The 24270-nt window shown below is 52.4% G+C and carries 21 protein-coding genes and 4 tRNA genes; 11 read left to right on the top strand and 14 right to left on the bottom strand.

The window, feature by feature from the left end; translation table 11 throughout:
• Positions 1-5 precede the first annotated feature (5 nt).
• The 12 genes from ABGT79_RS05330 to ABGT79_RS05275 all read right to left on the bottom strand — a co-directional run bounded on the left by ABGT79_RS05330 (position 6) and on the right by ABGT79_RS05275 (position 15648).
• Positions 6-1100: a restriction endonuclease subunit S gene (locus tag ABGT79_RS05330; protein WP_346665316.1), complete on the bottom strand. Its 1095-nt coding sequence runs from the start codon at positions 1098-1100 to the stop codon at positions 6-8.
• Positions 1097-1681 (bottom strand): restriction endonuclease subunit S, encoded by a 585-nt coding sequence (locus tag ABGT79_RS05325; protein ID WP_346665315.1) that lies wholly within the window; start codon positions 1679-1681, stop codon positions 1097-1099. The genes ABGT79_RS05330 and ABGT79_RS05325 overlap by 4 nt, the downstream gene beginning before the upstream one ends.
• Positions 1681-3261: a class I SAM-dependent DNA methyltransferase gene (locus ABGT79_RS05320; RefSeq protein ID WP_346665314.1), complete on the bottom strand. Its 1581-nt coding sequence runs from the start codon at positions 3259-3261 to the stop codon at positions 1681-1683. Before ABGT79_RS05320 ends, ABGT79_RS05325 begins: the two co-directional genes overlap by 1 nt.
• A 209-nt stretch (positions 3262-3470) precedes the next feature.
• The gene (locus ABGT79_RS05315) at positions 3471-4400 is read right to left on the bottom strand and encodes a hypothetical protein (protein ID WP_346665313.1); all 930 of its coding nucleotides are present in this window, start codon (positions 4398-4400) and stop codon (positions 3471-3473) included.
• 191 nt (positions 4401-4591) lie between these two features.
• A complete protein-coding gene (locus tag ABGT79_RS05310) occupies positions 4592-4864 on the bottom strand; it encodes an AlpA family transcriptional regulator (RefSeq protein WP_300787107.1) in 273 nt (90 codons plus the stop codon).
• Positions 4865-5014: 150 nt separating this feature from the next.
• Entirely contained in the window at positions 5015-5821 is an 807-nt protein-coding gene (locus ABGT79_RS05305; RefSeq protein ID WP_346665312.1) for a hypothetical protein, read from the bottom strand.
• A 48-nt stretch (positions 5822-5869) separates the two neighbouring features.
• On the bottom strand, positions 5870-6880 hold the full coding sequence (locus ABGT79_RS05300; protein WP_346665311.1) for a virulence RhuM family protein: 1011 nt from the start codon (positions 6878-6880) through the stop codon (positions 5870-5872).
• Positions 6881-6946: 66 nt separating this feature from the next.
• Positions 6947-8125 carry a site-specific integrase gene (locus ABGT79_RS05295; protein ID WP_273522739.1) on the bottom strand — a complete coding sequence of 393 codons (1179 nt, stop codon included), beginning with the start codon at positions 8123-8125 and terminating at the stop codon, positions 6947-6949.
• Between the two features lie 415 nt (positions 8126-8540).
• Positions 8541-9452: a DUF5655 domain-containing protein gene (locus ABGT79_RS05290; protein WP_346665310.1), complete on the bottom strand. Its 912-nt coding sequence runs from the start codon at positions 9450-9452 to the stop codon at positions 8541-8543.
• Positions 9453-9493: 41 nt separating this feature from the next.
• Positions 9494-12868 (bottom strand): DEAD/DEAH box helicase family protein, encoded by a 3375-nt coding sequence (locus tag ABGT79_RS05285; protein ID WP_346665309.1) that lies wholly within the window; start codon positions 12866-12868, stop codon positions 9494-9496.
• Between the two features lie 12 nt (positions 12869-12880).
• Positions 12881-14068, bottom strand: a complete 1188-nt coding sequence (locus tag ABGT79_RS05280; protein ID WP_346665308.1) for a restriction endonuclease subunit S — start codon at positions 14066-14068, stop codon at positions 12881-12883.
• A complete protein-coding gene (locus tag ABGT79_RS05275) occupies positions 14068-15648 on the bottom strand; it encodes a class I SAM-dependent DNA methyltransferase (RefSeq protein ID WP_346665307.1) in 1581 nt (526 codons plus the stop codon). Before ABGT79_RS05275 ends, ABGT79_RS05280 begins: the two co-directional genes overlap by 1 nt.
• Positions 15649-15995: 347 nt before the next feature.
• Here ABGT79_RS05275 and ABGT79_RS05270 point away from each other — a divergent pair, with 347 nt between their 5' ends.
• Together ABGT79_RS05270 and ABGT79_RS05265 are read left to right on the top strand one after the other, a co-directional pair.
• A complete protein-coding gene (locus tag ABGT79_RS05270; RefSeq protein WP_346665306.1) occupies positions 15996-16493 on the top strand; it encodes a hypothetical protein in 498 nt (165 codons plus the stop codon).
• A complete protein-coding gene (locus tag ABGT79_RS05265) occupies positions 16451-17011 on the top strand; it encodes a hypothetical protein (RefSeq protein WP_346665305.1) in 561 nt (186 codons plus the stop codon). The genes ABGT79_RS05270 and ABGT79_RS05265 overlap by 43 nt, the downstream gene beginning before the upstream one ends.
• 334 nt (positions 17012-17345) lie before the next feature.
• On the opposite strand, the gene ABGT79_RS05260 is transcribed toward ABGT79_RS05265, so the two are convergent.
• The gene (locus tag ABGT79_RS05260; RefSeq protein WP_346665304.1) at positions 17346-17729 is read right to left on the bottom strand and encodes an Hsp20/alpha crystallin family protein; all 384 of its coding nucleotides are present in this window, start codon (positions 17727-17729) and stop codon (positions 17346-17348) included.
• Positions 17730-17977: 248 nt separating this feature from the next.
• Positions 17978-18157, bottom strand: coding sequence for a hypothetical protein (locus ABGT79_RS05255; RefSeq protein ID WP_346665303.1), 180 nt, complete (start codon positions 18155-18157; stop codon positions 17978-17980).
• A 256-nt stretch (positions 18158-18413) separates the two neighbouring features.
• Here ABGT79_RS05255 and ABGT79_RS05250 point away from each other — a divergent pair, with 256 nt between their 5' ends.
• The 9 genes from ABGT79_RS05250 to nusG all read left to right on the top strand — a co-directional run bounded on the left by ABGT79_RS05250 (position 18414) and on the right by nusG (position 24232).
• Positions 18414-21035, top strand: a complete 2622-nt coding sequence (locus ABGT79_RS05250; RefSeq protein WP_346665302.1) for an autotransporter outer membrane beta-barrel domain-containing protein — start codon at positions 18414-18416, stop codon at positions 21033-21035.
• A 212-nt stretch (positions 21036-21247) separates the two neighbouring features.
• Positions 21248-21323: transfer RNA gene (locus tag ABGT79_RS05245), tRNA-Thr, on the top strand.
• A 124-nt stretch (positions 21324-21447) separates the two neighbouring features.
• Positions 21448-21533 (top strand) — tRNA-Tyr (locus tag ABGT79_RS05240).
• A gap of 60 nt (positions 21534-21593) precedes the next feature.
• Positions 21594-21669 (top strand) — tRNA-Gly (locus ABGT79_RS05235).
• Between the two features lie 151 nt (positions 21670-21820).
• A complete protein-coding gene (tuf, locus tag ABGT79_RS05230; RefSeq protein WP_294483923.1) occupies positions 21821-23014 on the top strand; it encodes an elongation factor Tu in 1194 nt (397 codons plus the stop codon).
• Positions 23015-23018: 4 nt separating this feature from the next.
• Positions 23019-23168 (top strand): 50S ribosomal protein L33, encoded by a 150-nt coding sequence (gene rpmG / locus ABGT79_RS05225; protein WP_178578166.1) that lies wholly within the window; start codon positions 23019-23021, stop codon positions 23166-23168.
• Positions 23169-23181: 13 nt separating this feature from the next.
• Positions 23182-23257, top strand: a tRNA-Trp gene (locus ABGT79_RS05220).
• 139 nt (positions 23258-23396) lie between these two features.
• On the top strand, positions 23397-23588 hold the full coding sequence (secE, locus tag ABGT79_RS05215; RefSeq protein WP_346665301.1) for a preprotein translocase subunit SecE: 192 nt from the start codon (positions 23397-23399) through the stop codon (positions 23586-23588).
• Positions 23589-23638: 50 nt separating this feature from the next.
• Positions 23639-24232 (top strand): transcription termination/antitermination protein NusG, encoded by a 594-nt coding sequence (gene nusG / locus ABGT79_RS05210; protein WP_294483921.1) that lies wholly within the window; start codon positions 23639-23641, stop codon positions 24230-24232.
• The last annotated feature ends 38 nt before the right edge of the window (positions 24233-24270 follow it).

Genomic DNA, 24270 nt, shown 5'->3' with positions numbered 1-24270 from the left:
TGGAATCAGCCGAAATAGTCCTGCATCAGAGATTTTTTTAGAGTTTCCAATTTTTCAAGGCTCTGCTTCACTGCCAATTTTGATTTGTCGACCTGTTCGACGAAGGCTGCAAATTTTTCTTGAAGATCTATTGGTGGAGTAGGAATATCTAAGGTAGCAAGAGTTTGTTGATTAATATTCTGAATATTAGCTCCACGACCTATCATTTTTTTTCGTATTGAATCTGTTTTTAACACGCATAATAAATAGGTTATATTAACATCGAAGCTCGTTAAACGATAGCGAATACAGAAACCGCTGTAAGTGGTTGGCGTATTATGGGGATAAACAACCAAAGAACGACCGACAAGAGCTTTATTACCATTGGAGCGAACGAAGAGGATATCACCATCTTGTAGCATGCTTTCTTCTGGTGGTGTTTCTTTCAGAGATATCGTGGGCAAATGGTCTGTACCATCAATAATAGAATAGTCTTTAAAATCTCCAACCCCTAGGCAGTGCATTTTTATTCCACTATCGCCTGTGTGGAAGTTCATGCCGTTTTTACAGTATCCCATGCTGAGGAAGGGGCTAGTATTCCATCCAAGAGGATTTTTAACCGGGTCTCCAAACATCTCGACAAATCGGGATTTAACGAGAGTGTCTAATTTTGATAACTGAACTGTTTTTTGATATATAATTATATCTATTTTGCTAAGAATATTGGTAATTTTTGTTTGTATTTTTAAATCTGGAATGTTTATAGTTATATCAAAAAGATTAGATTTTGTAAGGCTTGGAATTGTTACTGTTGTATTTAATTTTTCAAAATTAAAAAATATACAAAAATAATATAGAAAAAGAGGTAGTAATATATTCTTATTTGGAATAATTCCAAATGCAGTATCAACATTCCAGAATTTTTCTTTTACAAAAATAGGTTTATTGATAGATCCTTTTCTTCCTAATATGATGGAATTTTCAGGACATAGAAAGTCAGTCGCATACCCTATAATACCTCCACTTCCATAAATAGGATATGTTCCATTTGGGTTTTCAACGTATTTTTGATTCTTACCATTGACAATAGAAAGCACTTCTCGCCATTTGTAGGATTTCATGCGGCAACCTCCATCTGCAAGGAGGTTTTCTTCCCTACAAGTCGGGATTTGACGAGCTGGTCGAGTTTGGAGAGCTGCTGTTCGCGGATAAAATATAGATTGTTTATTTTATCTAAAGTGTCTGAAATTTTTTGTTGTTTTAGTAAAGATATTTTTTTAATTTCTAAATTTTCTAAAATTTCTTTTTTTATTCCTTTAATAGTAGCCCCTCTAGCAACGCTATTTAAATATGCTTTTTTTGCAGATATGGCATATATTAAATACTTTTTGTTCCATATTTTTTCATCTATATCTATTAATGCAAGAATATCTTGATTTGTTGATATTGGTATTGTGTTTATTGCAACTTTTCCAATACCGACACGAGTTCCTACTAATATAGATTGAGCAGGTACTATTTTTGCAGCAGTGTCACTTATAGCTGTAGGTGTAATCCAAGCGATAGCATCATTTTCTGTAATAGTTGATCCATTAAGTGCAATAGTGGTAATCCAAGGAATATTTCCTCCATAATAAGAGGAAATATTTTTTGATGGCGTTCCTCCAGACTGAAAGCGACATATATCACCAAGTTTTGCCATCACAGCATCTCCTCCAGTTCGGCCAGACCTTTGGAAATCTGCATTTCCAGTTCGTGCAGCTCGGTCATCAGTTCCTGCGTGGAAGGATATTCCACCGGAGTATATTCCACCTGCTTGTATTTATTTATGGAAAGATCGTAGCCGTTGGCGACAATTTCCTCTTTTGGTACAAAGAAGGACTGTTCCGTGCGGGCACGGTTCTTTTCCTTTTCCAGATCGGCAAAGCGGGTGAGAATGTCGGGAATGTCGTTTTGCTCCACGGGCGTGCGCTTGTCGTCCAGAGAAAAGCCGTCGGCCTGCATGTCGTAGAACCAGACGTTGTCCGTGCCGCCTGCCGCGGTTTTGGTGAAGATGAGCACGGCGGTGGATACGCCCGCATACGGCCTGAACACGCCGGAAGGCATGGAGATGACGGCCCGCAGCTGATGATGCTCCACAAGTTCCCTGCGTATGGACTGATGAGCCTTGCTGCTGCCGAAGAGCACGCCGTCGGGCACGATGCAGGCGCATTGTCCGCCCTTCTTCAGAATACGCAGAAAAAGAGCGAGGAACAGCAGTTCCGTTTTTTTGGTGTTGGTCACGGCTTTCAGAGAATCGCTGATGCCTGCGTCGTTGATGCTGCCCTTGAACGGCGGATTCGCGAGGCACATGGTGAACGCGGCGTTCACGGTGTTTTCCTTGGACACGCTGTCCCGGTAGCGGATATCCGGGTGGTGTATGGAGTGCAGCATGAGATTCATGGCCGAAATGCGCAGCATGGTGGGGTCGGTGTCGTAGCCGGTGAAGGCGGGCCCGGTAAAGTGGTCCCACTGCTTCGTGGTCATGGTGCTTTCGTAGTGCGTGCGGATGTATTCGGCGGCGGAAATGAGAAATCCTGCCGTGCCGCAGGCCGGGTCGCAGATGATATCGTCGGGCGTGGGGCGCAAAAGCGCGACCATCATGTCACGGATGTGCTTGGGCGTGCGGAACTGCCCATTGCGGCCCGCGGTGGAGAGCTTGTCGAGCATGTATTCATACAGGTCGCCCTGCATGTCGAGGTCGGCAATGTCGTGCTCATACAGTTCTTCCAGCCCGGTGACCACCTTTTCCAGCACCTGCGGCGTGGGCATGAGAAACACGGCGTCCTTCATGAAATGAGCAAAGGCCGTCTGTGTCGTGTCGTTGTTACTGTCGGGCAGGTGAATGAAGGTGCCTGTTTTCTCGTCGAAGTCCGGCAGTTTTCCGCCCTTCATTTCCTTGATGGCCGGAAAAACGCGCTGAGAAATGACGTCGAACATGTACTGAGCGTTTTTGTTTTTGAACTTGCTCCAGCGCATGGACTGGCCGAAGGGCGTCTGCGGGAAGATTTTTTCGACCTTCATGCCGAGCGCTTCATAATTCTCGTTTTCCAGCTCTTTGACATCCAGCGCGCGGATGAACATGAGGTATGTCAGCTGTTCAATGACGGTGAGCGGATTGGCCAGACCCGCGGAAAAGATGTCGAGCCAGATTTTATCGACTTTATTTTTTACGGCACCCGTAATCATGGGCTGCTCCTGAATACTGTTGGTGTTGGCCTGCCGGAACGGGCAGGGAATCATACCGGGCAGGGTAGTCAAATTCGGGAAAAGAATAAAGGAAGAGGGTAGGGCTTTTTTTGTTCGCGGCGTATCCGTGCTGCCTTTTAGGCGCGAGAAGCGCAGCGCCGAGCGCCGGGAGTCCAGAGGCTTCCTCTGGCAGGATGATAGTTGTGTGTTACAACTACCATCCTGCCTCGAAGAACCCCGGTCGCAAAGGGGATAGGAAAGGGCTACTGTTCCGTGAGATTTTGCGGAGGGCTTTTCTGGCCTTCAGGCGGATGCCCGGCCAGAACAAGAGGCCAGACGTTGCTGAAAAAATGCAGGCGCAGGGCTGTGTCTTCCGGGATTTTCCACACATGACCTTTCGGCGCTGTCACAGCCGATTTTTCTTCGGGAGACAGACCGGAAAGCCATGCCTCAAAGGCGGAATTTCTGCGACTTTCCCGCACAATTTTTTGCCGTTCTTCTTCCTCGGCAGCATCCAGCTCCGCCTGTTCTTCCGGGGAAACGTACCCTTGAGGTCTTCGATAATATCCGGTTCTGGCAAGACAGCTGAACACCCAGTTGACCGGGCTTGCAACGGGCTCGTTGTTCTTGTCGCGCATGATTCCATGTTCCAGCTCCCACTCCGCATGAGTCAATCCCTGGATGACCCGTTCCGTTCCCATCCCGATTTGTGTGAGCCGCTGAATGATCTGACGGATCTGGCAGGTACCGAATCCCTGCCGGAAAAGATTGGGCCAGTGAAAGGCCAGGTCCTGTTCCGTCAGATGTTCAAGCGTGGAGGTTTTTCCCGGACGTTCGTGCTGCTCAGCCCAGACAGAATTTCTTACTGTCTCTTCTTTAAAAAGAGATGGAGCGGGATTGCGCTCATAGGAGACTGGTGAGTCCATGACGGAATCCATCCCGGACTGATCAGAGTCTCGGTAAGGTATTATGTAAGGGCACGGATCTGAGGTGAACGCATAGCGGTTGCCCTGCATTTTGCCTCTGGCTGCACGTCCGCGAACCAGAAAGCCATATTTGAAAAGGCGGGTTAACGCGCCGCGCACCGCGCCTTCTGAAACATTCAGGCCGAAAACGGAGAGGGCTTCCGCAAGCTGCCAGTAGGCAATGACCGGAGGAGAGGTTTTGAGAATACTGAGTATGGCTATCTGCATTTCCGAGAATCCGAGCGGACAGCGGGATTTCCGTGAAGCGGACTTCGCATCTGTCTCTTTGTCTGAGTTCCTGCCTAGACGCACGGCAGAATGCGTACATGCCCGTGAACACGGTTGAGTGCGTGCCGGACTATCCGCCTTAATGCTGGAATACATGGAGGACTCCTCGTCGGTATTCATGTTCACCTCCATTATTCCAAGGGTACTTCGCCCGCTTCTACAAAGGCAATCAGCTCGGAGAGGCGATAGCGGACGGCATTGCTGCCGGGCAGTTTGATATAGGCAGGGGGTTGCGAATAGTAACGGCGCTGCTGAAGCGTGCGGTCTGTAAGGCCAAGAAAGGCGGCTGCCTGCTTTTCGTTGAGCAGAATAAGATGAGGATCAGCAAAAGCCGATGCTTCGGGGGAAGGCTTGCAGGAATGCGGGCGATTTTGTTTTACGATTCTTTCTGTCTTGGTATCCATGGTTCACTCCTCAATATGTGGATTTATGAGGAGCATAACGCGTGGAGTTGAAAGAAAAAGACGTAAAAAATCAAAGGAGGGGGAAAAAATGGAGAGGTCCCCCTTAAAAAATGGTAACAGAAAGAACTGGATCAGGAGGAATCGAAGTATTTAGTCGCCCCTATGCAGGATTTCTTTCGGCATGAGAGCGCGGAAAAGTCCGTCCGCTTCCACCATGAGAGGCTCATACCCCTGCTTTCTGAGTGCGGCGGCATATTCTTTGCGCGTTACCGGAGTTCCGGTGCGCTGGTATTGCTCCAGACAGAAAAGAGCAGCGGCGATGCCGGAGGAAAATTGCTGTTTCCATCGTGCTTCCGTATGGCTTCGCTTCTTTTCGTTTGCCTTGCTCATATCTTTTTTCTGAACAGGCCCAGTGGCGTGTTCGCCTTTTTGTGCCGTTGATACTTCTTGCAGAAGAGCTTCGATGACGGTCTTCGGTCCTTCTTCGGGAAAATACTCCTTGAGGAAGGAAAGTTTCCGGTATGCCTTTGGAGCGTTTTGGACATGGGGAAGACTGAAGTCGTTTTCCACGGCAGAGAGTTCCAGAGTGAGGATATCACTTTCTTTGAACACTATGCCGGTGAAGTCAAAGATGAGATTATCGTTTTCCCACCGGTACTGAAAAGGAAAAAGGTCAAGAGCTTCCAGAAGAAAGTAAGCAGGACGATTGTTCGCAGTATCCCGGCGCGTCTTGCATAACAGAAACGGCCTGGGAAAGTCGCAGGGCTTGTTCAACTTGGGGAAGAGTATGCTGTTGTTGATGGCGAGAGCCATCTCAAACGGTTCAAAACCGCTGAACCGGCGAAGCAGGTCTTCCGCGGGAATGATGGCGGTCTCAACGATATACTGCTGATCCACCCCAAGAGTGGAAAATGTGGGATAAGGCCAGTAGTCCGTATAATTACCTTGATCAGGCATGGCGATGATCCTTTCTTCTGACGCTCTGCTCAAGAAGGGGATAACTGTTTATTCATGGTTCAGCATTTTGCGGATCGTCCTGTCAAAATCGGACGTGATGTGTTGAGTCTTATTGAATTCGTCATATTCTGCTTCGGCTTTGAGAACTGCCTGTTCTCTGGAAATTTTTCCTTTATCGGGCAGGATGTCATAGCGCCGGAAGGTAAGAAATTCGTTAATGCTGGCGGCGAATTCTTCCATGGTGAAGGTATTTTCCCGCTCTATCAGATCTTCGATATAATCAAAATAGCCTGTTACCGTTCTTTCCAATTGTCTGATCTGCTGCTCGGTCAGATAGTTTTTCGCTATGGTAACGTCTGATTTAAGAATACGGCCCTCCGGGGCATTTTTCCAGGTTGTCAGTCCCATATGTTCCTTATGCCTGTCGGCTCCGGCATAGATGATTTCCGCAGAGGTCTGGCTGGTAATGGCATAGTGGAACTTATTCTGTACCATGGCATAGAATTGGCGGGTTACCGGGGAGTTCCGGTCATAGTCCAGACTGCACTCGGCAAAAATATCGGTAATCTGCTGCCAGATACGGCGTTCACTGGCCCGGATGGAGCGAACCCGTTCCAGAAGTTCACGGAAATAGTCTTTGCCGAAAGCTGTACGTCCCTGTTTGAGGCGTTCATCATCCATGGCAAAGCCTTTGATCATGTATTCCTTGAGTACGTTGGTGGCCCAGATGCGGAACTGGGTGGCTCGTCTGGAATTTACCCGATATCCCACGGAGATGATGGCATCGAGATTATAGAAAAGAGCATCTCTAGTTTGAGTTTTGTCGGGTATGGCACCGTGTTGCGTGGTTATTTCCATTTTGGAAACAACCACGTTCTCATCCAGCTCGCCTTCAGCAAAAATATTTTTCAGATGCTTGTTAATGGCGGGAGTTTGTACTCCAAACAGCTCGGCCATAGCTTTCTGCGTCAGCCAGATGGTTTCATCGCGGATGACGGCGTTGACGGAAATATTCTGCTCCGCAGAGTGGTACATCAGGAAGCGGAAGGTGTTGTCCATGCGGGAGTCCTTTGAGTAATGAGGAAAATATAAGATATTGTCGGGAAAGCTCGGACAAGAGCAGGCTTATCCTTTATCGTCCAGATCTGCTATGGCCAGAAAGTTTCCTACCTGAGCGGCTGCGTTTTTGAGTGCCTTATCCTCGAGGTGCGCATAACGTTGCGTCAGGGAGGGATCCTTGTGAGTCAGCAATTTCTGCACATGGGAGAGCGGAACGCCGTTGGATACGGCAACGCTGGCAAAGGTGTGCCTGAGGCCGTGCAGGGGGCGGAAGTCGTCAGGAAGGCGGGCCGCTTTCTTTATGGCATTGACCTGCTTATGAATATCGGTCATGCGGCTTATGCCGTCCCTGCCGGGAAAAACATAGGCGCTGCCTTCGTTTTCTATTTCGGAAAGCAGTTCCCGGACCGGTTGTGTCAGGGGAATACGTTCATCTCGATGACTTTTTGCTCCTTCCTGACCTTCCCCTACTATATTGATGAAGCCCTGTTCAAAATCAATGTGCGTCCATTTGAGTCGGAAAAGTTCGCTTCGGCGCATTCCCGTGTAGTAGGCCATGAGCATAAGTTGTCCTGCCTTGCGATTTTTTGCATGGTGGGCAGCTTCAATGAAGCGGGTACGTTCTTCCGCCGTAAGCATTTCCGTCTTCACGTTGTTCAGATGCGGCATTTCGAAATGCAACTGTGAAGGCGGAATCCATGGGCAAAGCCCTTTTTTGACTCCGAAGTTGATGATGCGTCGGAGCAGCTCCAGAATATTTTTTATGGTTCCTGCTTTTTTCCCCGCCTTGATGAGACGAAGACGCAGGTGGTCTATATCTCCGGTGCAGATTTCTTCCGGCGTTCGGTCGGCAAATTCCCTTAAATAATTTTTGTAGCGGTTTTCATCGGTAGTGAGGCCTTTGAGGTCAGGCTTATTTATCTTGTAGGCATCCCAGAGTCGGGCAATGGTCCAGCGTGATTCAAGAGCCTGTTTTTGTTCTTTGCGGATACGACGGCGTTCGGTATTGGGCAGACTGATGCCGTTTACCCGTTGTTCTCTGATTTTTGCGGCTTTGGCCGGGGTCATTCTTTCGGACTCCCGCCCGACCTTTTCTTCGATTTTTTTCCCGTCCAAGCGGTACATGATGTAGTAGATTTTATCCGGTTTTGCCGACTCGGCTTTGTCTCTGGACTTCATCCGAGGCTTTCCAAGAACAAAAAATACTCCTACTTTGTCGGTCTGATGTCGCGTAAGTGAAGACATGGCAAGGCCTCCAGGAAATATACATATGATTTTATTCCCACCATATTCCCACCACGTCAAGCCGAAAAAGGCCGAAAATCAGAAAAATGGAAAGAAAATGTAAATATATATTTTTCAAATAAATAGTAATAGTTAGAAAAAATAGAAAGCAATAGAAAGATATGACCTTAGTTCTCATAACCCGAAGGTCATTGGTTCAAATCCTTTCCCCGCAACCAGAGAATACAACCCCTTACGGTGCATGCCGTAAGGGGTTTTTTCTTTTTAATTTTATTCCCACCAGAAAAAATAAGGCAGAAAGTGAAGAGCTTTCTGCCTTATGAGTGTCTGCCGAAAAGGTGATACGACAGTCCGGCTCATACCGGAGTGTCATGGTTAGCCGGCGTGCCATGAAGCCTGTGGGGGCAATGCAAGCCTATCCTTCGTTATAGGCGCGCTCAATCAGAGGTTTTGCTTTTTCAAAATCTTCCGAGTTTCTAATGATGACTTCCACGTCGCCGGTTCCGTGATGCCCGACATTGCTGACGTCTCGGGTAAAGTCTTTGGTGAGTTCCACCGTGGATGGATCAAGAGTTAAAAATAATTTCAGTTGCTTGCTGAAAATTTCTATGCAGGCGAAATTTCGGAGTTTTCTGTAGGCAAGACATTGTTTGAGCTGATTGGACGCCACGTCGTCGCCAAGAGATTCGATATAGTTGCAAATGTTTTCGTAGAGTTCTTTAAGCTCCGGCGATATGGATTCAAGCTTGTCAATATGAAATGATGTGTCATGCTTTTGTGATTTATTTATGACAGGTTCAGTATGACATGTGTCGTTATTTCTTGAGCTGGAAGTAGATGGCGTGTTAAGATGCTCGAATAGCAGCATTCCATTATTATATTTTCTATATTCTACCAATTTTATATTAACCTGCATTCTGTCAACCGCATGAATATCATATTTGTTGAATTTGTGCGCTACACAAATGACACAGGGGGCCGACCAGTCTATAAGATCAGCGGCGTCTTTTCCCAGAACAGTCATGACAAGAAGTTTAAAGTCTGCCTTATGGTCGAGGAGCCAGTCCAGATAAAATAAGCCCTGATTGATGACATTTTCGTTGGAATTGCGCTTGTATTCAAAAATAACCGGGCAGTTGTTTTCATCGATGCCTATGCTGTCCATCCTTCCACCGGTTATCGAATACTCGCTTTTAAGGAAGCGAACACCGAAGAAGGTAGCCATGTTATTTTCGATAAGTGTTTGCAGTTCTCTTTCCAAAAGAACCGAGGAAGATATCAGTTCCGTGACCTGCCCGTTGGTATCGTAAAGTTTTATTTCCGACATGGTTAATCTCTTCTCGTCAGGATGATGTTGCGGAGAAAAATTTACATCACCAGAGCATTATCCCGTACCGACCGGATGACGGCAAGCAGTTTCTCCTGCTGGCGCTTGTCGAAGTCCAGAAGCTTTGCCGGCTTGTCGAAAGGCGGCTTTGCAAGGATGGAAAGATCTTCGACACAGCCGTTCTGTTCAATGTGCGTGATGACCTTCTGAACAAAGGCTATCTGGCGGGAGTTCAGCGACTGGTCGTTGATGAATTCCGAGAACGCGGCAAGAGCGGCCTCATGATCCATTTTGGCGATTTTGCGTATCAGCAGGCCGAAGGGCGTGTCGCCGAAAGTCTTTTGGTAGTCCTCCCTGCTGCCGAGTTCCTGCGTAAAGACGCGTTCCAGTTCCTCGTAGTCCTTTCTGGTCAGCGGAATATTGTGCGTCAGGTTATGGATGGCCAGGGAATTTTTGTGTTCCTCAATATAGCGGTTGACCTTCATTCTGTAGCTTTCAAAGGGGTCGTCGGCGGGCAGGGGCGCTCCCTCGGTCGATTGCAGCACGGGGTCGGTCAGAATGGTGATGATGTCCTTTCTTTTGCTGCCTTCATCCAGAAAGCAGATGAGCGAGCGCAGTTCCCGCCGGATATGTTCCAGCTTGCAGATGTCTGTTTCCTTCCAGAAGTCCGGGTCGGCAATCTGCCGTATCAGCGGCAGCTTTTCCGCAACCTGCGGGATGGAGGATTTTTTTTCCAGAAGTCTGACCGTCTTGATGAGCTGAGTCAGATCGTGCTTGACGCGCGGGCTTTCATCCAGCGCATTCAGCATGAAGCCGTAGATGAAATTATCGAAGCGCAGCGCCATGTCGTCGGGATCATCGAAATGCACCAGCGGGGCGATGTGTTCCGTCAGCTCCTGCTGATCCAGCTCGGAAAGGCAGACAAAAGCTTCCGGTTTTTTGAACTTCTCCACATGCTTCAGGGCAAGACGGACGTGAAAGAGCTCCGTGTTGAGGGCGGCAATCAGCGTGCGGCAGGTTTCGGTCAGTTCCCTGCGCCAGAGCTGATAAATCTCGTCGGATTTCGATCCGTCCTGAAACGCCGCGATCAGCCGGATGCACTTTCGGAAAATGTTTTCCGAAAGCGAGACCGGGACATCTCCCTCCAGGGTGTTTTTGACCTGTCGGAAAAACTCGAAATTGCCGCAGTAGTCGAAAATGAGGAAACGTTTTTTACCGGCGTACTCCGTGCCTTCTATGAGGTCGGTGCAGGTCAGTTCCGGGCAGAGACGTGTTCCGCGTCCGATCATCTGCCAGAATTTGGTTTTGGAACGGACTTTTTTAAAGAAGACCAGATTCACGCATTCCGGCACGTCGATGCCCGTATCCATCATGTCCACGGAAACCACGATGTACGGCGTCTTGTCGGCTTCCTTGAAGTTGTCGATGACGGTCTGGGCGTAACTGTCGTCGCAGATGACGCGGCTTGCCCATGTGCCGTGATGCTGCGGATAAAGTTTGTTGAAGCGTTCCAGAATGAATTCGGCGTGTTTCTTGTTCTGGGCGAAAATGATGGTCTTGCCGATGCGTTCGCCGCCGTTCACCTTTATGCCGCGCTCCATGAGGTCCTGAAGCACGAGGTCCACGGTTTTCTGGTTGAAGACAAAGTCGTTCAGCGCCTGCGAGGGGATGAAGTCCGGAACGACGCCTTCTTCGGCAAAGTCCTCAAAGTCGTCTTCATAGCGTTCCTTGTCTTCGTCGGAAAGTTCATCGTAGGTGATGCCCTCCGAGAGAAATTTTGTCGTGACCTCATAATTGTAGTACGGCACCAGAACGTGATCCTGATGCACGGCGGTGTCGTAGTCATAGGCATAGGTGGGAACGCCGTTTTCGAGCTCGAAGAATTCATAGGTGTTTCTGGCCACTTCGGTTTTCGGCGTGGCGGTCAGGCCGAGCAGGATGGCGTCGAAGTATTCAAAGATGGCGCGATATTTTTTGAAGATGCTCCGGTGACTTTCGTCGATGATGACGAGATCGAAGTGCGCGGGCGTGAACAGCATGTTGCCGTCTTTGTTCTTTGCGCGGTCGATGGCGTTCATGATGGTGGGGTAGGTGGAGAACACGATTCGCGCGGAGGCGTCGTCCTTGTTGGAGCACAGATTGCAAAGGGACATGTTCGGCAGGTACGTTTTGAAGTCGTCCTTTGCCTGCGAGACAAGCGCCGTTCTGTCGGCGAGAAAGAGCACGTTGGTGATGTGGTGCCCCCGGCTCAGCACATCGACCAGGCTGGCGGCCGTTCTGGTTTTGCCGGTGCCGGTGGCCATGACGAGAAGATGCTTGCGCACGCCGCGGCTGATTTCCTCGCATACGGCGCGGATGGCCGCCTTCTGATAATAGCGGTCGGTGATGTCGTCGTTTATGCTGATGTTTTCAAGCGGCAGTCTGGACGAGCGCCGTTCGATGATTTTTTCCAGATCGGCCTTGCCGAAAAGGAAGCTTGCCTTCCGCTGGGGGCCGCTCTTGTCGTCCCAGAAAAAGGTATCGAAGCCGTTGGTCGTGAACATGACGGGGCGTTGCCCGAAACGGCGTTCGAGGCAGTCGGCGTAGAGCTTGGCCTGCGTTCTTCCGGTATTGGGGTCCTTGCAGGCCTTTTTGGCTTCCACCACGGCGAGCGGCTTGCCGTCTTTGCCAAAGAGCACATAATCCGCATAGCCCTTCTGACCGGGAACGTCGGCCATGCCCTCCACTTCGTATTCCTGAGAAACGTCGCTGTCCGGCCCTTCCAGTTTCCAGTTCATGCTGAAGAGCATGGCGTCGATATAAATCTTTCGGGTCTTGAACTCGGAAAGGTCTTCCAGGGTGAGGGTGCGGCTCTGGCGGTTGTGTTCCTTCTCTTCGGTGTATTTGTCCGCCAATGAGGCAAGCTGCTGCCGGAGCCGTTCAATTTCCGCGTCTTTTTCGCCGAGCAGACTTTCCTGTTCCCGTATTTTCCGCATGTCGAGCGAGACGTGCGTTTTGGGAATCAGCCGTTCATCGAAGGTGCGGTCCCGATAGGTTTTTCCGTAGGTGCATTCAACCCATTTGATGAAATCAAAAAGGTTTTTCAAGGCCTGCACGGCAAACGCGGAAGGAACGGCCTTGTTGGTATGAACGGCCATGTTGCCGAACTTGATGATCCATTTGATTTCCTCGAACAGAAGGTCGGGGAGCTGTTTTTTGAAGGTGTACTCGTGGATGAGCGCGGAAAGCGTATCCTTGTAGGGAGCCTGTATACTCTTATCGACGGCATAGACCCACTTCACGGCGAGCTCCAGAGCCTTGCGGCAGCCGATGACGCACATGGCGGGCGACGAGGCAAAGACCTTTTCCGCCTCCACGGCGGAAGCGGCGAACATGGAGAACTCTTTGCGGTCGTTCAGAAAGTCGAAGTTGGGCATACAGGAACTCCTTTATCCGAAATACTCCTGCATCAGAGATTTTTTCAGCGTTTCCAGTTTTTCAAGGCTTTGCTTTACGGGCGATTTTACTTCGTCGACCTGTTGGACGAATTCGGCAAATTGTTCTTGGAGAGGAAGAGGGGGGAGGGGAAGGTCCAGTGACTTGAATTTCTCCATTGAAACGTTAAACATTGATCCACTTGTTCCTGTAGATATAGATGAAATTTTTTTTCTATAAAAATTATCACTTAATATATATTTTATATAGTATATATTAATATTATTATTTAATTTTATCCTCCATAACTTGTCAGGTAGTATAAATTTTGGGTAATCTTTATCTATAATAGCTGTTGCTCCAACAAGTTCTCTTGTGTTTGCACGACTAAATATTAAATCATTTTTTTGTGGATAAATATATTTTTTTATATTTTTTTGATCGTTTAAAACTTTATATTCATGAAAATCAAAATATCCTTTTGTAACAGAACTAACTTTAAGAACTGCAACTTCATTTTCTTGTTTTTGTCTTTGTATACCGCTTCCACTCCATCCAGCTTCACAGGATTTTATAACTTGATTTAATTTTACCATATTCCAAGAGGAACTATTACTTTCTATTTTTCCAAACATCTCAATAAATCGGGATTTGACGAGCTGGTCGAGTTTGGAGAGCTGCTGTTCACGAAGTACAACTATTTGTCCAATAGCATCAAATTTGGAAGCAATTTTTTGTTGTTCTGAAATAGAAAATGAAGGGAAAGATAATTTTTTTAGTGCAGATATGGTAAAGCTGGCTTGGTTTACAGATGGTTTCGTAATACTTGCTATTTTACGATGGAAGTCATCAGATAAAAAATAGTATAAAGCAAATGAACTATGTATTTTATCCTTTTTAGGACGAAGGCAAAGAAGATTCATTCCATGAATAATCTTTTCATTGCCTATTTTTTTATATATAGCAGCTTTTCCAAGATGCTGTATACTATTAATATGAGACATTAATATATCTTCATCTTGCAGAATATAATCTTTATATTTAGAAATATCCGTTATTCCTGCATATCCCATTCTTGTTCTGTCAACAACTCTATTTGAAATTGTTTCAATGCGGGTAATAGGAAAACCTGACTTTTCAGGATGTTGTTTTATGGAGACTCCATTTCTAATAAGGTCAAAAACATCCTCAATTGTTGTCATCACAGCATCTCCTCCAGTTCGGCCAGACCTTCGGAAATCTGCATTTCCAGTTCGTGCAGCTCGGTCATCAGTTCCTGCGTGGAAGGATATTCCACCGGAGCATATTCCACCTGCTTGTATTTATTTATGGAAAGATCGTAGCCGTTGGCCACGATTTCCTCCTTGGGAACAAAGAAGGACTGTTCCGTGCGGGCGCGGTCCTTTTCCTTTTCCAGATCGGCAAAGCGGGCGAGGATGTCGGGAATGTCGTTCTGCTCCACGGGAGCGCGCTTGTCGTCCAGAGAAAAGCCGTCGGCCTGCATGTCGTAGAACCAGACATTATCCGTGCCGCCTGCCGCAGTTTTGGTGAAGATGAGCACGGCGGTGGAGACGCCCGCATACGGCCTGAATACGCCGGAGGGCATGGAGATGACGGCCCGAAGCTGATGATGCTCTACCAGTTCTTTGCGTATGGACTGATGCGCTTTGCTGCTGCCGAAGAGCACGCCGTCGGGCACGATGCAGGCGCATTGTCCGCCCTTTTTCAGCATGCGCAGAAAAAGCGCGAGAAACAGCAGTTCCGTCTTTTTGGTGCTGGTCACGGCTTTCAGAGAATCGCTGATGCTCTCGGCGTCGATGCTGCCCTTGAACGGCGGATTCGCAAGGCACATGGTGAACGCGGCGTTCACGTTGTTTTCCTTGGATACGCTGTCCCGGTAGCGGATATCCGGGTGATGTATGGAGTGAAGCATGAGATTCATGGCCGAAATGCGCAGCATGGTGGGGTCGGTGTCGTAGCCGGTGAAGGCGGGCCCGGCAAAATGTTCCCACTGCTTCGTGGTCATGGTGCTTTCGTAGTGCGTGCGGATGTATTCGGCGGCGGAAATGAGAAATCCCGCCGTGCCGCAGGCCGGGTCGCAGATGACGTCGTCGGGCGTGGGGCGCAGAAGGGCGACCATCATGTCGCGGATGTGCTTGGGCGTGCGGAACTGCCCGTTGCGGCCCGCGGTGGAGAGCTTGCCGAGCATATACTCGTACAGGTCGCCCTGCATGTCGAGTCCGGCAATGTCGTGTTCATACAGTTCTTCCAGCCCGGTGACCACCTTTTCCAGCACCTGCGGCGTGGGCATGAGAAACACGGCGTCCTTCATGAAATGAGCAAAGGCCGTCTGTGCCGTGTCGTTGTTACTGTCGGGCAGGTGAATGAAGGTGCCTGTTTTCTCGTCGAAGTCCGGCAGTTTTCCGCCCTTCATTTCCTTGATGGCCGGAAAAACGCGCTGAGAAATGACGTCGAACATGTACTGAGCGTTTTTGTTTTTGAACTTGCTCCAGCGCATGGACTGGCCGAAGGGCGTCTGCGGGAAGATTTTTTTGACCTTCATGCCGAGCGCTTCATAACTTTCGTTTTCCAGCTCTTTGACATCCAGCGCGCGGATGAACATAAGGTATGTCAGCTGTTCAATGACGGTGAGCGGATTGGCCAGACCCGCGGAAAAGATGTCGAGCCAGATTTTATCGACTTTATTTTTTACGGCACCCGTAATCATGGGCTGCTCCTGAATGCTGTTGGTGTTGGCCTGCCGGAACGGGCAGGGACTCATACAGGGCAGGGTAGCCAAATTCGGGAGAAGAATAAAGGAAGAGTGCAGGGCTTTTTTGTTTGCGGCGCATAGGTGCCGCCTTTTCAGGCGCGAGGCGCTCGGCGGGGCCTTTCTCCGGCGGAAGATGGTTTTTCGTGCCACTGCCGTCCTGCGGCGAAGAGTGCCGGTTGCAACATGAGGGGAAGGGGGCAGCATGCCGTGACGCCGGAAGAGAAGGCGTTTGCTGCTTTTTCCTGTCCGGCAACGGTTGAGGCCGTGCGGCTGTCGTCTTATGGTGGCCGGGGCGTTCGGGCGCGCTTATCTTTGCTGCGGCCGAGCGACACCAAAGGGAACAGGAGGATCCATTCATGCAGAACAGGAAAGCTCTGCTCGCGCTGGGGCTTGCCGTGCTTCTGGCGGCGCTGCTTGCGCTGCCCGTGCATATGGGCAACGGCGTCAATGCCCGGCTGCCGATCATCGGCGCCGCGGAAAAAATTTCGGAAGAGTACTGCGAAGAAACGCTGGGTAAGGCCGCCAAGGCCTATGTGCTGACCAAGGTCATAGACAAGACGGTTTCCACGTTGCAGCGCATTGAGGTGTCGATAACGCCGTTCGGCCTGGGCATGAGCGTGGCCCCCGGCGAAATGCTGGCCGCCGTGAACGACGCCATCGAACGTGTCAGTACGGCGCTTTTTTCCGTCATGGGCCTGATGCTTGTGGAAAAATTGCTGGTAGGCATGATTTCCTGGGCCAGCTTCAAGCTCATGCTTCCCCTTGCCGTGGGGCTTGCGCTGCTCTACTGCCTTTCGGGAAGGCGTTTCGCGTGGACCGTTCGGCGGCCGTGTTCCTTGCCAACACGGCGCTGATCTGCTGGTTGTTTTTCCCGGTCACCGCGCTGGTCGGCAGCTATGTGGAACAGGCGTATCTGGGGGAAATTTACGCGGAACAGATGCACGAGGTGGATTCTTCCGCCGGAGCCATCAGCGGCATGGACGAGGTGGAGACCGACATGCCCGGCGTGGTTGACGAGGATGCCGACAGCGGATGGTTCTCCGGCACGATGGAAAAGCTTGAATCCATCCTGAATACGGTGAAGAACGCGCTGCACAGCATCAACATTGAAAGTCTTCAGGCCAAGGCCGGCGAAATTCTGAACTACGCCGACAACGCCACGGACAGACTTTTTCATGTGTTCTGTATTTTTGTGCTGACGACTATCGTCATTCCTCTGTTTATGTTCTTCCTGCTTTATAAGATGCTTTATCTGCTGACAAAGAATTTCATGGAATCCTCGCCGGAGGCAAAGCGGCTTGTATATTCCGCCGCGGAGGATGTGAAGCGCATCGGCGAGTGCAGAAAGGAAGAGACCGCGTCGAAGGAATGACGGCGCTTGCCCGGCAAGGCGCAGTCTGGCTTCGGCGCGGAAGAAGCGGCGTTTTTGCGGCAAAGACGGACGTGCAGCGCAAAAACGCCGACAGATGAACGAGCGCCGGGCGCGGAACGAAAAACGGCGATAGGCCGGAGCCTGTTGCCCGAACGGGCGTAGAGCGCGGAACGGAGCGTCGGCAGAGCGCTGAAAAAACGGAAGCCGCCGGACGCGGCAGCGATTAAACGCAAAAGGCCCCGACAGAATTTCTTCTGTCGGGGCCTTGCGCATATCTGACGAAGGAAGCCGTTTTCAGAGGAGGAAAACGGGCGTCAGGGTATCAGTCAGATCGTCAGGCAATGGCGATGGTCTTCTTTTCGGGTTCCTTCTTTTCCGGAGTCTTCGGGAAGGAGAGCTTCAGAATGCCGTCTTCAAAGGTAGCGGAAACGTCCTTGGGCTCAAGGGCTTCGCCGACGTAGAAGCTGCGGCTGCATTCGCCGGTGTAGCGTTCGCGGCGCAGATACTGTCCCTTCTTGTTTTCCTCATCCTTGTCCAGCCCCTTGGCCGCACTGATGGTGAGGTAACCGCCGTCCAGTTCAATTTTCACTTCGTCCTTCTTGAAGCCGGGCAGATCAATATCGAGCTCGTAGGCGTTTTCCGTTTCCCGCACGTCAGTCTTCATGAGGTTTCTTGCGTTCTTGCCGAACAGAGGATCATGACGATTAAAGGCAGGCATAAAAGGATCGCCGAAAAATTCATCAAAAAGTCTTTCACCAAAAATACTAGGCAGCATAATAAAAACCTCCAGCCATAAATAGAATCAATGCATCAATGACGGAAAAGCGTTCCGCGTTCTTTTATTCCCGGATGGAGATACATTCTTCATCTTGCGGGAAGATGATTGATTCTGTTTCTCATGAACGCCTTCCTTAGGAATGCGTCCCTGAAAAACATACCCTTACAATAGGAACGATTTTCCAGGTGTCAACGCCGCAGAGAAATTTTTTTTGCGTTTGAGGGGAAATTTCGGCGGATCGGATTCGCCGGTCGCCTGAAAATCGCCGGATGACGGCTCTTTCCGGGCACGTCAGTTTTTGCGGTGACGGCGAAAAATTTTGCATCGGCCGCATTGACGCTCCGCTCACGCCGGGGGTTGAGGAGCATGTTTTCTTCTTGACGGAAAGGCTGAGCGCCTTTTCCGGAAGGGAGAGGCGTCGGAGACTCATTCCGTCAGGGGAAAGGGCCGCGGTCGTCTTTGCGGGCACGGGCGTCTTGCCTCGTTCTCTTTTTGCACTCCCCCGGGAGAGCGCGAACGCCTGAGAAGAAAACATAAATCATGGCAATCAGTTCTGCCTTTCTCCATAGTCGTAGGCGGAGGCGTCGAACGGCGCGGCCATCGACTCGACAGGGGGGAATGTTCATGACTCAGTTCAGGCGGAAGCGTTTTTCGGGCATCGGAAGACCGGCGTTGCGGCCGGCATGGGCAGGATTGCTGCTGGCGGCGCTGCTTGCGGGCGCGCCGGCCCGGGCGGCCGATCTGACGGGAAGCGGCAGCGCTTCCGTTGTTTCCGGCGATTCCTACGCCTACGTGTACGGCACTCGTTCCCAAGGCGGCGACGCCGTGGCGAACGACAGCCTGGTGAACGTGTCCGGCGGCGCGGTGTCCATGGATCTGTACGGAGGTTCGGCCCTGAGCCGCAACGGTTCGGCCGAGGCCATGAACAACAGCGTGACGGTCAGCGGCGGCCTGACGGGCTTCAACGACAACATTTACGGCGGCTACGCCCGAAGCTACACCAGCGGCGTGATGGCGGACGGCAACAGCGTGACGCTGGAAGGTTCGCTTCGTTTCGGGCCGTGGGTGCAGGTCTTCGGCGGCTATGCCAGAATGTCCGGCGGCAGCGGCTCCGTGGAGGCGCTGGACAATCATGTGAGCGTCGGGGGCAGCGCAGCGCTCAATTTCGTCGTGGGCGGCGAGGCCTACGCGGAAAGTTCCGCGCAGGGCGTGTCGCTGGCCGCAGGCAATACGGTGAGCCTCAACGGCGGATCCGCCGCCCTGATGTACGGCGGCTATGCCGTGGCGCAGGGCGATGCAACGGCGAAAAACAACGTCATTTCCGTGAACGGCGGTTCGTTCGGCGACGTCGTGGGCGGCGAGGTTCACAGCTACACGGGAAAGGCGCTGGCCGAAGGCAACGTCGTCACGATCTCCGGAGGCGAAGGCTCGTCCACGGTGGTGGGCGCGTCGGTGCAGAGTGATTCTGGATCGGCCGAGGCTTCGGACAACACGGTGAGCGTGTTCAACGCTTCCGTGGCGGGCAGCGTGAGCGGCGCGTTTGCGCCGGAAAGCAGCGTTCCGGCCTCGCTTGTCGGCAACCGCGTGGTCATAGGCTCGGGCGCAACGGTGGAGGGCGACGCGGTCGGCGGCGCGGTGACGGGTTCCACGCCGGGCAGCCGCGCGGATTCCAACATCGTGGCCGTGGTGGACGGCGGAAGCGTGGCCGGCGACGTGATCGGCGGTCTGGTTGAGGCGGAAGATTCCTCGGCGAGCTACAACACAGTGCTGGTGCGCAACGCTTCGGTGGGCGGCAGCATTTACGGCGGCGATGCGGGTGCGGGAAGCGCGGCGACGCACAATTCCGTTATTATAGGAACGGGCGCGGACCTTTCCGCGGACGCCGCGCTCTACGGCGGCTGGATTGGCGGCGCGCCCGTGGCGGCGGCCGGAAGCGGCAACACGCTTTTTGTGGACAGCTGGCAGGGCAGCGTGGCGAGGGCGGCAGGCTTTGAAAATCTGCACTTCGTGCTCCCCTCGCCGGGGGTTCCGGTGGACGTGCCCATGCTCACCGTGACCGATGCGCAGGAAGGCGATTTTGCCGGTTCCACGGTGACGGCGCAGCTTCCCGACGTCATTACCGGGGGGCGTGCCTATCTGGGCGAGACGTTCACGCTCATCAGCGACGCCGGAGGAGCCGTGGGACAGGCGTCCGCCGGGAGGCTGGTGAGCCTTCTGCAGGGCTACGCCGCCTATTTTGACGGCGTGCTTGAGAACACGGGCACGGCGGTGCAGCTACGCCTGGAGGAAGTGCGCATGAATCCCCGCATTGCGGCGCTTACGGAAGCCCGGGCCGCGGCGTCGGGACTGCTCAATCAGGGCGGCGATCTTGCGGCGGACACGGGCATGCGTCATGCCCGCGAGGCGGCGGACAGCGAAGAAGACGAAGAGTGGCATCCGTTTGCGGCCGTGTACGGCGGCGCGGCGCGGCATCACACGGGCTCCAGAGCAGACACAGAAGGCTTTTCCGGTATGACCGGCCTGACGGGAAGCTTCCGTTCCGGGAGCGGACGCGTGCTCGCGGGCGGATTTTTTGAATTCGGCAGGGCGCATCTGGACACGTTCAACGGTTTTGCTTCCGGCGACGTCAACGGTCGGGGCAACAGTCAGTACACGGGCGCGGGCGTGCTGCTTCGATACGACGTGGAAACCGGGCCTCTGGCCGGACTGTACGCGGAGGGCGTGGGACGCCTCGGCAACGTGGACACTCAGTGGCACAGCGACGATCTTCGGGACAACATGGACCGTCCGGCGGACTACGATCTTTCCACGCCGTACTATGGGGCGCATGTGGGCCTGGGGCATGTGCTGTCGCTGGCCGACGTCGTGAACGTGGATACCTACGGCAAGTTCTTCTGGACGCATCAGGGCGGCGATCGCGCGGACATGAACGGGGAAATCGTGAACTTCGACGACGTGGATTCCCGGCGTCTGCGCCTCGGCGTGCGCTTTGATCTGACGGCGTTTGAGAGCATGAAGCCCTACGTCGGCGCAGCCTGGGAGCATGAATACAGCGGCACGGCGCGCGCCGTGGCCCGGGATTTTTCCATTCCCGACGCGTCGCTAGAGGGCGACAGCGGCGTGTTTGAGCTGGGGCTCGCTGTGGAGCCTTCGTCCCGGCCGCTGACGCTGGATCTTGCGCTTGTGGGAAGCGCGGGCGAGCGGGATAGTCTGGGCGGACACCTCAGCGTGCTCTACCGCTTCTGAGCGGGGAACGGCCGTCGGCCGGAGCGGGATGTTTCCGCTCCGGAGGGCCCGACAGAGCGCTGCGGAGAAAATTTTTTGAAAAAGGCGTGAGAAAAGACTTTACAAAGCTTCGGCTCTTGGGTACAAGTCTTTTGCTGTTTGCGGGGAACGACCGAAAGAAGAAAATTCTTCTTGCCAAGGAGAATGTTTCGGGGTAAGTTCCCATACCTGCTGCTGGCGTAGCTCAACTGGCAGAGCAGCTGATTTGTAATCAGCAGGTTGCGGGTTCGATTCCCATCGCCAGCTCCATATTTTGGAGTGACGAAAGAGGATGAACTCCATATTTCCCGGATCGTCCGATTCGGGTGGCCGGTGAAGGTCACGCTCCTTCTTCCGGTTGCGGCAAGAACGCGAAAGCGTTTTTGTATAGCGTGGTGGGGTTCCCGAGTGGCCAAAGGGAACAGACTGTAAATCTGTCGTCGTAAGACTTCGGTGGTTCGAATCCACCCCCCACCACCAGCTTTACGCTGGTATAGCTGTAGGAGGCAGTGCGCGCTGTCAGGGGACTACGGCACACAGGCGGGAATAGCTCAACGGCTAGAGCATCAGCCTTCCAAGCTGAGGGTTGCGAGTTCGAATCTCGTTTCCCGCTCCACCTGCCACTTTGTTTCTTGTTGCTCCCCCTTTTTCTCTGGCGCGTCATGAGTCCGTGTTTTAGGGCTGCTCTCTGATTTTAAGAGGGCAGGACGGCGTCCGCTGCTCAAACAGGGCACCACAACTGCAAGTAACCATTTAGGGAGACCATCATGGGCAAGGAAAAATTTGATCGCTCTAAGCCGCATGTCAACATTGGCACCATCGGTCACATCGACCATGGCAAGACCACTCTGACTGCCGCCATCACCAAGATCGCCGGCCTCAAGGGCCAGGGCAAGTTCATCGCTTACGATGACATCGACAAGGCCCCCGAAGAAAAGGAACGCGGCATCACCATTTCTACCGCTCACGTTGAGTACGAGACCGACAAGCGTCACTACGCTCACGTTGACTGCCCCGGCCACGCCGACTACATCAAGAACATGATCACCGGTGCCGCTCAGATGGACGGCGCCATCATCGTGGTCGCCGCCACCGACGGTCCCATGCCCCAGACCCGTGAGCACATTCTGCTCGCCCGTCAGGTCGGCGTGCCCTACATCATCGTGTTCATGAACAAGTGCGACCAGGTCGACGATCCCGAACTGCTGGACCTCGTCGAAATGGAAATGCGCGAACTTCTGAGCGCCAACGGCTTCCCGGGCGACGACGTGCCGGTTATCCGCGGCTCCGCTCTGAACGCTCTGAACTGCGACGACTGGCAGGCTCCTGAAGCCAAGTGCATTCTCGATCTGCTCGACGCCTGCGATACCTACATTCCCGATCCCGTTCGCGAAACCGATAAGCCCTTCCTTATGCCTATCGAAGACGTGTTCTCCATCTCCGGCCGCGGCACCGTGGTGACCGGTCGTGTGGAACGCGGCATCGTGAAGGTCGGCGACACCGTGGAAATCGTGGGCATCCGTCCCACCCAGACCACCACTGTGACCGGCGTTGAAATGTTCCGCAAGCTGCTCGATCAGGGCCAGGCCGGTGACAACATCGGTGCTCTGCTCCGCGGCATCAAGCGTGAAGATGTGGAACGCGGCCAGGTTCTCGCCGCTCCCAAGTCCATCACCCCTCACACCAAGTTCAAGTCTGAAGTGTACGTTCTGAGCAAGGACGAAGGCGGCCGCCACACTCCCTTCTTCTCCGGCTACCGTCCTCAGTTCTATTTCCGCACCACCGACATCACCGGCGTCATCAAGCTGGCTGAAGGCGTGGAAATGGTCATGCCCGGCGACAACGCCACCTTCAACGTTGAACTCATCCATCCCATCGCCATGGCTCCCGGTGAACGCTTCGCTATCCGCGAAGGCGGCCACACCGTCGGTTCCGGCGTGGTGACTGAAATCCTGGAGTAATACCATGCGCGTGAACATCCTGCTCGCTTGCACGGAATGCAAGCGCCGCAACTACGCCACGGTTAAGAACAAGAAGAACACTACCGGTCGTCTTGAAGTCATGAAGTACTGCCCCTGGGACAAGAAACATACGACTCATCGCGAAGCGAAGTAGTGCTTCATAGCGCAGGCCAGTAGCTCCAACGGCAGAGCGGCGGTCTCCAAAACCGCATGTTGGGGGTTCGAATCCCTCCTGGCCTGCCATTTCTTTTGTCTTTTCAGTTTTGAGGCTAACATGAGCAAAAAACAGAGTGACGCCGCGGAAGCGAATTCCCAGGCAAAAGCGGCTCCCGCCACTGCCTCCAGCAAGTCTGGCCAGTCCGCTGGCGAAGATCGCGGACTGATGGCGCGCTTTGCTGCATTCAGGGATTATCTTCTCCTGTCTCGCGTTGAGCTGCGCAAGGTCAGCTGGCCCAACTGGAAAGAAACCCGTACCACCAGCATGGTGGTGCTCGGCTTTGTTGCCGTCATGGCCATCCTTCTCGGAGTGGTGGATCTCATCCTTTCCAGTGTGGTTCGTCTGATCCTTGCCTAAGAGGATGATTCCGTTCACACTTTTCTCCACATCCGCAAGGGTAAAATACAATGGCTGAGCAAGAAAGCATCACCGAAATCCCTGTCCATTCTGAATCTGCCGCCGCTCAGGATGCCGGTCACTGGTACATCCTGCACACTTACTCCGGTTTTGAACAGAGAGTCGAGCAGATGATCCGGGAACTGATGCGCACCGGCCAGGACAACGGCTGCATCCACGATGTGGTCGTGCCCACCGAACGAGTCATCGAACTCGGCAAGGGCGGTCAGAAGCGCACTACCACCAGAAAATTCTATCCCGGATACGTCATGGTCCGCATGACGATGACCGACCTTTCCTGGCATCTGGTTCAGAATATCCCCAAAGTCACCGGCTTTGTGGGAGGGAAAAATCGTCCTGCACCTATGGGTCCTGGTGAAGCGGAACGCATTCTTTCGTTGATGGAAACCCGTCAGGAACAGCCCCGTCCCAAGTTCAATTTCGACCGCGGCGACGAGGTCCGGGTCATTGATGGCCCCTTCGGCGGTTTCAACGGCGTGGTGGAAGAGGTCAATTACGACAAGGGCAAGCTCAAAGTGTCCGTGTCCATTTTCGGCCGCCAGACGCCGGTGGAACTCGATTTCATCCAGGTGACCAAGGGCTGAGCCCTGCACCGAGATATTTCTGCTCTGGATTGTTTCAT

It is taken from the genome of uncultured Mailhella sp. (assembly GCF_963931295.1).
Taxonomy (GTDB): domain Bacteria; phylum Desulfobacterota; class Desulfovibrionia; order Desulfovibrionales; family Desulfovibrionaceae; genus Mailhella.
Note: the sequence above shows the minus strand (reverse complement) of the source record. Positions and strands in the feature narration are given on the sequence as shown.